The organism is Listeria fleischmannii subsp. fleischmannii LU2006-1, assembly GCF_000344175.1.
GTDB classification, from domain to species: domain Bacteria; phylum Bacillota; class Bacilli; order Lactobacillales; family Listeriaceae; genus Listeria; species Listeria fleischmannii.
In genome coordinates, this window is sequence record NZ_ALWW01000035.1 from 21,523 (window position 1) to 30,554 (window position 9,032).

General features: G+C 42.5%; 5 protein-coding genes and 3 pseudogenes. All 8 read left to right on the forward strand.

Annotated elements, in window-relative coordinates:
* The first annotated feature begins 115 nt into the window (after window positions 1–115).
* Window positions 116–1,319 (forward strand): annotated as a pseudogene (coaBC, locus tag LFLEISCH_RS15285) (bifunctional phosphopantothenoylcysteine decarboxylase/phosphopantothenate--cysteine ligase CoaBC).
* Entirely contained in the window at window positions 1,319–1,795 is a 477-nt protein-coding gene (locus LFLEISCH_RS16515) for a primosomal protein N' family DNA-binding protein (RefSeq protein WP_420912440.1), read from the forward strand. The pseudogene coaBC and the gene LFLEISCH_RS16515 overlap by 1 nt, the downstream one beginning before the upstream one ends.
* A gap of 25 nt (window positions 1,796–1,820) precedes the next feature.
* Window positions 1,821–3,722, forward strand: a complete 1,902-nt coding sequence (priA, locus tag LFLEISCH_RS10580; protein ID WP_420912441.1) for a primosomal protein N' — start codon at window positions 1,821–1,823, stop codon at window positions 3,720–3,722.
* Window positions 3,723–3,733: 11 nt separating this feature from the next.
* Window positions 3,734–4,675: a methionyl-tRNA formyltransferase gene (gene fmt, locus LFLEISCH_RS10585; RefSeq protein WP_007476267.1), complete on the forward strand. Its 942-nt coding sequence runs from the start codon at window positions 3,734–3,736 to the stop codon at window positions 4,673–4,675.
* Window positions 4,676–6,001 (forward strand): annotated as a pseudogene (gene rsmB, locus LFLEISCH_RS10590) (16S rRNA (cytosine(967)-C(5))-methyltransferase RsmB). It abuts the gene before it with no gap.
* Between the two features lie 18 nt (window positions 6,002–6,019).
* On the forward strand, window positions 6,020–6,778 hold the full coding sequence (locus LFLEISCH_RS10595) for a Stp1/IreP family PP2C-type Ser/Thr phosphatase (protein ID WP_007476273.1): 759 nt from the start codon (window positions 6,020–6,022) through the stop codon (window positions 6,776–6,778).
* Window positions 6,775–8,766 (forward strand): Stk1 family PASTA domain-containing Ser/Thr kinase, encoded by a 1,992-nt coding sequence (pknB, locus tag LFLEISCH_RS10600; RefSeq protein WP_007476275.1) that lies wholly within the window; start codon window positions 6,775–6,777, stop codon window positions 8,764–8,766. Before LFLEISCH_RS10595 ends, pknB begins: the two co-directional genes overlap by 4 nt.
* Window positions 8,767–8,781: 15 nt before the next feature.
* Window positions 8,782–9,032 (forward strand): annotated as a pseudogene (locus LFLEISCH_RS15060) (ribosome small subunit-dependent GTPase A); the annotation flags it as partial.

A 9,032-nucleotide genomic window follows, 5' to 3' on the forward strand; every position in this document is an offset into this window, starting at 1 on the left:
AAAAAAGCGCCCAAAATTTCTGTGGCGCTCTTTTGTTTTCAAAAACACAAGCGTAATCTTCCTTGCCAAAACATGTTATAATAGAAAAGATTACGTGGACTTGAGGTGAGTAAAAATGGATAGAAAGAATATTTTACTTGCAGTGTCAGGCGGCATTGCAGTTTATAAAGCAGTAGCCTTACGAGTAAATTAACGCAGGCGGGCGCAAATGTGAAAGTCATGATGACGGAGCATGCGACGGAATTTGTCCCCCCGCTTTCTTTTCAAGTTTTATCCAGAAATGATGTGTATACGAACACTTTTGATGAAAAAAATTCGAAAGTGGTGGCGCATATTGATTTGGCGGACTGGGCTGACCTTGTGATTGTCGCACCGGCAACCGCGAATATCATTGCAAAAATGGCGAACGGACAAGCAGATGATATGGTGACGACGACCCTCCTTGCGACAGAAGCGCCTGTTTGGGTAGCGCCGGCCATGAATGTGCACATGATTAACCATCCGGCAGTTGTCCGAAATATTAACCAACTTTATGCGGACGGGGTGCGCTTTATCGAGCCCGAGGAAGGGTATCTCGCATGCGGGTATGTCGGTCGGGGAAGACTCGAGGAACCCGAAAAAATTGTGCAGCGCGTGCATGAGTTTTTTTTTAGAAGATGAACAGGCCCTTTTGGGGGAAAAACGTGCTTATAACGGCAGGTGCGACACGCGAAAAACTAGATCCTGTCCGCTATTTTACAAACCATTCCACAGGGAAAATGGGCTTTGCTGTCGCAGAGGTAGCAAAACGCGCCGGAGCTAATGTGACACTTATAACAAGCACACGTGAGCGTTTAGTCCCACCTGGCGTGAATGCAGTATATGTAGGATCGGCGGAAGAAATGTATGCGGCCGTGAAAGAAAATCAGGCGAAACAAGATGCATTTGTTATGACGGCCGCTGTGGCTGACTATACGCCGCAATTTGTTAGCGAACAAAAAATTAAAAAGCAGCCCGGAGACTTTAAAATTGAAATGAAACGCACGAAGGATATTTTGGCAGATATTGGTGAGACCAAAACGGCTAACCAAGTTGTGGTGGGCTTTGCAGCAGAAACTGAAAATATACGCGAAAATGCCCTTAAAAAATTGGCGTCTAAAAAGGCGGATTTTATTGTGGCGAATGATATTACAGACGCGGGTGCGGGTTTTGGCACCGATACGAACATTGTCACGATTTACGGAGCAAATGGTAGCGAAGAAAGCTTCCCCCTTTTAGACAAAAGTGAAGTGGCGAAAGAAATTGTGAAACGGATTACTAGCCGATTGGAGCAAAAATAATGAATCAAGTTGCAAAAGTCATCGTAGACGTTCCGGCGATGCAGGTGGACCGGCCATTTGATTATGTAGTTCCGGAAAATTTAGTTGGCATTGCCTTAGTTGGCACGCGGGTTTCGGTCCCGTTTGGAAACAGGAAGGTGCAAGGCTTTGTAGTTGAACTCGGCGAAGTAGAGGACGTCACGAAACTAAAAACGATTGATTCCGTTATGGACGTACTGCCTGTTTTAAATGAGGAACTGCTTGAGCTTGGCGACTTTCTCGCAAAAGAAACGCTCGCTTTTCGAGTTTCCGTTTATCAGGCGATGTTGCCGGCTGCTCTTCGGGCTAAATATGAGAAATACGTGGTGCGACTAGATACAGAAGACGACGAATTAGAACGACTTTTTGAAGGATATGAGACGCTACCGTTTAAAGAGCTAGTTGGGCGTAACATTTTAAAAAAGCGTTCAAAAATATGTGCGCAGTGGGCAAGTTGAAATCGCGTATGCCGTCAAAAACAAAGTGACGAATAAAAAAATGCGTGTTGTCACCTGCCCGCTTACGCCAAACCAGCTACACGATGCACAATTAGATTTACCTAAAAATGCAAAAGCACAAGCTAAACTACTTGCCTATTTTGAAACAACAGAAGAAGATTTTGTTCCGCTAAAACAGCTAAGAGAAGAACTTGGTGTGAGCGGGCAAGCCATTCAGAAATTAGTCGATAATGGTATGCTTCAGTTTGCTGAAAAAAAGGTGAACCGCGATCCTTATGCAGGACGTGAGTTTGAAAGGACAGAGCCGCTTGCGCTATCAAAAGAACAACAGGCGGCAAACGATGAAATTTTGCTTGCAGCAAAGGAGGGACGCCCGGAAACCTTTTTACTACACGGGGTTACGGGAAGTGGTAAAACGGAAATTTATTTACAGTCCATCGCCGAAGTGTTGCAAAAGGGGAAAGAAGCGATTGTGCTTGTTCCGGAAATTTCACTGACGCCGCAAATGGTGGAGCGATTTAAAAGTCGGTTTGGAGATGCCGTAGCAGTCCTCCACAGTGCACTCTCACACGGTGAAAAATATGACGAGTGGCGTAAAATTGAACGAAAAGAAGCACAAGTTGTGGTCGGCGCTCGTTCCGCCATTTTTGCCCCCTTTGAAAACCTTGGCCTTATTATAATTGATGAGGAACACGAGGCTACTTATAAACAAGAAGATAATCCGCGGTATCACGCACGCGATGTGGCTATTTGGCGAGCGAAAAGACACCACTGTCCAGTTGTGCTAGGTAGCGCCACGCCGTCCCTTGAGTCCTATGCGCGGGCTACGAAAAATGTATACAAATTGTTAGAACTCAAAGCACGCATCAACCAACAAGAAATGCCGGAAGTTCATATCATCGACATGCGCGAAGAATTGCGCAGCGAAAACCGCACAGAATTTTCCCGCACATTACTCGAAAAAATCAAAGAGCGACTAGAGCGAAATGAACAAACCGTCCTACTTTTAAATAAAAGAGGGTACGCGTCATTCGTCATGTGTCGCGACTGCGGTTACGTGGTCGAATGCCCCAATTGCGACATTTCCCTTACATATCATCAGGCAACCCGCAAAATGAAATGTCACTACTGTGGCCATGAGGAACGTGTACCGGAGAAATGTCCATCCTGTGAAAGTGAGCACATACGTTACTTCGGGACGGGCACACAAAAAGTGGAGGAGAGCCTTGCAAAATTAATTCCCGAGGCACGTGTCATTCGAATGGACGTGGATACAACGCGTCAAAAAGGCGCACACGAGAAACTTCTCACGCGTTTTCAAAACGGCGAGGCCGATATTTTACTCGGAACGCAAATGATTGCAAAAGGCCTTGATTTTCCTAATATTACCCTTGTCGGCGTTTTAAATGCGGATACGATGCTGTTTTTACCTGACTTTAGATCGGCTGAACGAACCTTTCAGTTGCTCACGCAGGTGAGCGGGCGAGCTGGGCGCCATGTTTTACCCGGAGAAGTAGTCGTTCAAAGCTATAGCCCCGAACATTACAGTATCGAATACGCGAAAATGCATGATTATCACGGTTTTTATAAACACGAAATGCTCATGCGGCATAAAGGCGCTTACCCGCCGTTTTACTTTTTAACACTGATTAATGTGAGCCATGAAGAGGAGCGAAAAGTGATTCAAACCATTCAAGACATGGCGAGCTTCCTGCGCACAAAACTTGGCCCCGACTCGATTATTCTAGGCCCAGTTCCAAGCACCATTAGTCGGATTAAAAATAAGTATCGCTATCAATGCATGATTAAATATAAAAAAGAACCTACTTTAAAAAATGAATTAAAGAGCCTACTTGAACACTATCAAAAAGAACAAGCAAAAGGACTGACGATTTCAATTGATGTGGAACCGTACGTTCTGATGTAAGGAGCGAAAAAATGGAAAAAATTATTTTTATGGGCACGCCTGATTTTGCCGTCCCCATTCTAGAAAAACTGGCCGAACAATATGAAGTAATCGCCGCTGTCACACAACCAGATCGCCCGCTAGGCAGAAAGCGCGTTTTAACTGCACCACCCGTTAAAGTAGCCGCCCAGAAATTAAACATCCCTGTTTATCAACCGGAAAAATTACGCGATTCAGATGAACTAAGAGAGCTACTTGAGTTAGATGCAACGCTACTCGTGACCGCTGCGTATGGCCAAATTTTACCAAACCGTTTACTCACACATCCTACAAAAGGCGCGATTAATGTCCACGCCTCCCTTCTGCCGGAATATCGCGGCGGTGCGCCGATTCATTATGCGATTATGGATGGGAAAAAGGAAACAGGCGTGACGATTATGTATATGGTTCAAAAACTAGATGCCGGCGATATGATTGCAAGTCGCAGCATTCCAATTACAGATGAAGACGATACAGGGACGATGTTTCATAAACTCTCTGAACTTGGCGCGGATCTTTTAATGGACACCTTACCTGCCTTTTTAGCAGGGGAAATTAAAGCGGTGCCGCAAAATCCGGAAAACGTAACGTTTGCACGCAATGTGACACGTGAACAGGAAAAACTTGATTTTTCAAAAGAAGCGAGGGTCGTTTGGAACCATATTCGCGGTTTATCGCCGTTTCCGGTGGCTTATACTATCTTTATGGAAAAACCTTTTAAAATTTGGCGTGCGCATCTTGCGGAAGAAAGGTCTGATTCTGCGCCTGGAAGTTTTGTTATGCTTAATAAATCAACGTTTGGCATTGTTTGCGGGGACGGTCATATGGTCGTGCCGGATATTGTTCAGCCTTACGGTAAGCCCAAAATGGATGCGAATGCCTTTATTCAAGGAACGCTTCGTAACATATCAAATGACGTTAGGTTTGGTGATTAAATGAAAAAAGAAGTTCGCGAAATTGCGCTTGAACTCATTCTAAAAGTGGAAAAACAAGGCTCTTATAGCCATTTACTTATAAACGATGCTCTAAAAAACAAGATTTAAATCTAGCCGATAGAGGTCTTCTAACGGAGCTTGTATACGGAACCATTCAGCGGAAAATTACGCTTGATTTTTATCTTGAACCGTTTTTAAAAAAAGGAACCAGAGGATTGGGTTCAAAATTTACTTAGACTCTCGGTGTATCAACTAGCCTTTTTAGATAAAATTCCGGAACATGCTATTTTACACGAGGCGGGTGAAATTGCGAGAAAACGCGGTCACGAAGGTGTGACGAAATTTGTAAACGGCGTGCTTCGTAATATTATCCGGTCAGGCTTCCCTGCGTTTAACGATATTTCAGACGACGTTTTGCGGCTTAGTATCGAGGCAAGTCTTCCAGAATGGCTTGCCGAGCGTTTAATTGACCAGTACGGCTACAGGCGGGCACTTGAACTTGGCGAAGCCTTTTTAGTTCCGCCAAATCAAACGGTGCGTGTCAATACAACCGAAACGAATCCGAAGTCACTTGTAAAAGAGTTTGCCGATCAAGGGATTGCTTCAAAAGTGTCAGAAACTATTCCTTGGGCGCTTGAAATCGAAAAAGGAAGTATAGCTAATACGAATGCCTTTAAAACAGGAAAATGTACCATTCAAGACGAAAGTTCGATGGTCGTGGCCTATGCGCTAGAGCTTAAGGACGATTTGGACGTTTTAGATGCTTGTGCTGCTCCTGGTGGGAAAACCACGCTAATTGCGGAGAAAATGAATGGGACGGGTAGCGTGATGGCGCTTGATATCCATGCACACAAGACGAAACTTGTCGAACAAGCTGCGCGTCGCTTAAATCTATTAAATATACGGACACTCGCGCTTGATGCCAGAAAAGCAACGGCAGAATTTGAAGAAAAAAGCTTTGACCGTGTTTTAGTAGATGCGCCGTGTTCTGGCTTTGGCGTCTTAAAGCGTAAACCGGATATTAAATACAGTAAAAAACCGGAGGATATCACGCGTCTTAGTGAAATTCAGTTGGCAATTTTAGACGAAGTTAGCCAACTTGTAAAAGAAAATGGTATATTGGTATATAGTACATGTACAATAGACCAGATGGAAAATACTGAGGTTGTTCAAAAATTCTTGAATAGCCATCCGGAATTTGAGATGCTTTCTGTATCTGTTCCTAAAACGTTAGAACACTTAAAGACGGGTAACGACTTACAAATTTTACCAACTGATTTTGGAAGTGACGGGTTTTATGTCGCGAGCTTCAAACGGTGCCCTTAAGATTGGAGAGAAAAAACTATGCAAGTTGAATTTAGAACTGACAGAGGAAGAATAAGACATCACAATGAAGATAGCGGTGGTGTTTTTGAAAATAAAACAGGGAATCCAATTGTCATAGTTGCAGACGGAATGGGCGGTCACCGTGCTGGTGATGTCGCGTCTGAAATGGCCGTAAAATTACTCAGTGAAGCATGGCAAGAAACAGAAGAATTTTTACATGCAAGTGATGTAGAGGAATGGTTTCGAATTACCATTCAAAAAATCAATCGTGCTATTACAAGTCGAGCAGAAGCCGAGCCTGAACTAAAAGGAATGGGAACGACACTTGTCGCGGCTATTTTCACACGTAGTCAGGCCATTGTTGCAAATGTTGGCGATAGCCGCGGTTATTTGCTACAAGAAGAGCGATTTAAACAAATTACAGAAGATCATTCCCTTGTGAATGAACTTCTCCGTAAAGGTGAAATTTCAAAAGAAGATGCAGAAAATCATCCGCAAAAAAATATTTTACTTCGAGCGCTTGGTGTCGAAGGATATGTGGACACGGATACATTTATTACACCCTTTCAAATAGAAGATATTTTACTTTTATGTTCAGATGGCCTTAGTAACATGATTTCAGAAGAAGAAATGAAACAAGTTTTAATGAGTAGGCGCACACTGGCAGAAAAAGCAGATACATTAATTACAAAAGCCAATGCAAATGGCGGGGAAGATAACATTACTGTGCTTTTACTTGAGCGTGATAAGATGCGGAGAGGGGGCAGAGCATCATGATGATAGGTAAGAGGCTTAGTGGACGCTATAAAATTATAAGTCCAATTGGCGGCGGCGGAATGGCAAATGTTTTCTTGGCAAGGGATATGATTTTAGACCGGGATGTCGCTGTTAAAATTTTACGAATTGATTTGGCAGACGAAAGCAATTTGATTCGGCGTTTTCAGCGCGAAGCACAATCCGCTACTAGTTTAGTCCATCCAAATATTGTGGGCATTTATGATGTCGGGGAAGAAAATGACTTGCATTATATTGTGATGGAGTACGTAGAAGGAATGGATTTAAAGCAATATATCCAAGAAAAACATCCCATTCCCTTTGAAGAAACGGTAGAAATTATGAAGCAAATTGTTTCAGCTATTTCGGCCGCGCATAAATATCATATTATTCACCGAGACATCAAGCCACAAAATATTTTGATTGATCATGATGGGGTTGTAAAAATTACAGATTTTGGCATTGCGATGGCGCTTTCTGAGACGTCTATTACTCAAACAAACTCTCTAGTAGGCTCTGTCCATTACTTATCTCCTGAACAAGCTCGGGGCGGTATGGCCACGCAAAAATCCGACATTTATTCGCTTGGGATTGTTTTATATGAGCTCTTAAGCGGTCAAGTACCATATGACGGAGAATCAGCCGTTTCTATTGCAATTAAACATCTTCAAGGAAGTATCCCATCTGTTCGACAAGAAAATCCTGCGATTCCGCAAAGTCTTGAGAATATTATTATTAAAGCCACAGTTAAAGACCCAACTTCGCGCTACCAGTCTGCTGATGAGATGGAGGCGGATTTAGAAACCTGCTTAAATGAGGAACGTCTAAATGAACCTAAATTTATTCCGAGAGCTGATGATGGCGATACAAAAACGATTCCCATTATCGCCACTAAAAATGCGATGCGAAATTTAGATGATACCGTGACACAAACGGCTAATGCTGAAGAACTACCAACAGAGGAAGAAAAGCTAGACGAAAAGAAGCCTAAGAAAAAAATGAGCAAGAAAAAGAAAATTTTCTGGATCGTTTTAGCTGTGATTTTGCTCTTTGCGGGCATTATTTTAACCCTTTGGCTACTTGGGAAAAATCCTACTGAATTTGAAATTCCTGACGTTACTGGTAAAACAGAAGCGCAAGCCATTTCTAGGTTGCAAAAAGACGGTTTTACAATTGGACGAACGATTGAAAAAAATAGTGATTCCGTGAAAGAAGGAAATGTCATTAGTACAGATCCAGAGGCCGGCGAAATGAAAGAAAAAGGAACCAGAGTTTCTATTTATATAAGCATTGGCTCGAAAAAAGTAACGATGGAAGACTATTCAGGTAGAAGCTACGAGGATACAGAAAAAGTATTACAAGAACAAGGCTTTAAAACCGTATCGAAAAAAGAAGAATATAACGATTCGGTTGAAAAAGGAATGATTATTTCTCAAACACCAACTGCCGGAACTGAAGTGGTAGCAAAAGATACAGATGTTGAACTTACGGTGAGTCGTGGTCAAGCACCGATTACATTAAAAGATTTACGTGGCTATAATCAAACAGCACTTGATGATTATGCGGCATCTATTGGAATCACAATTGAAACATCGGAAGAAAATAGTGACTCCGTTGATAAAGGTCAAGTCATTTCACAATCACCAACTGCTGGAACGAGTATTAATGCAGGATCTACCGTTAAAGTGGTTATTTCAAAAGGACCAAAAGAAAAAGAAGTAAAATCGGTCACGAAAACGATTACGATTCCTTATGGGGAAGCAGAAGACAACAAGGATGATGAAAATAATGATTCGCCTGAAGCTAAACACATTAAAATTTTCATTGAAGATAAGAATCATTCGATGTCAACGCCTTACCGCGAACTGGATATCACGAAAGATACAAGCGTGACCATCACTTTTGAAATTGAAGAAGGTTCAAAAGGGAGTTATAAGGTCGTAAGAGACGATACGACAATTGATGAAGGTACGGTAGATTATCCGAATTAAAGGAGGTCGTTAGAACTGGAAGGTCAAATTATTAAAGCGTTAAGCGGTTTTTATTACGTCTTTCATGAAGGAAAAGTATATCAAACGCGGGCTAGAGGAAACTTTCGTAAACGTAAAATGACACCGCTCGTTGGAGACGATGTAGTTTTTCAAGCAGAAAATGACACGGACGGCTACATTTTGGATATTTTGCCGCGTGAAAATGAACTAATTCGCCCGCCAGTTGCCAATATTGATATTGCCATTCTCGTTTTTTTCTGCTTGTA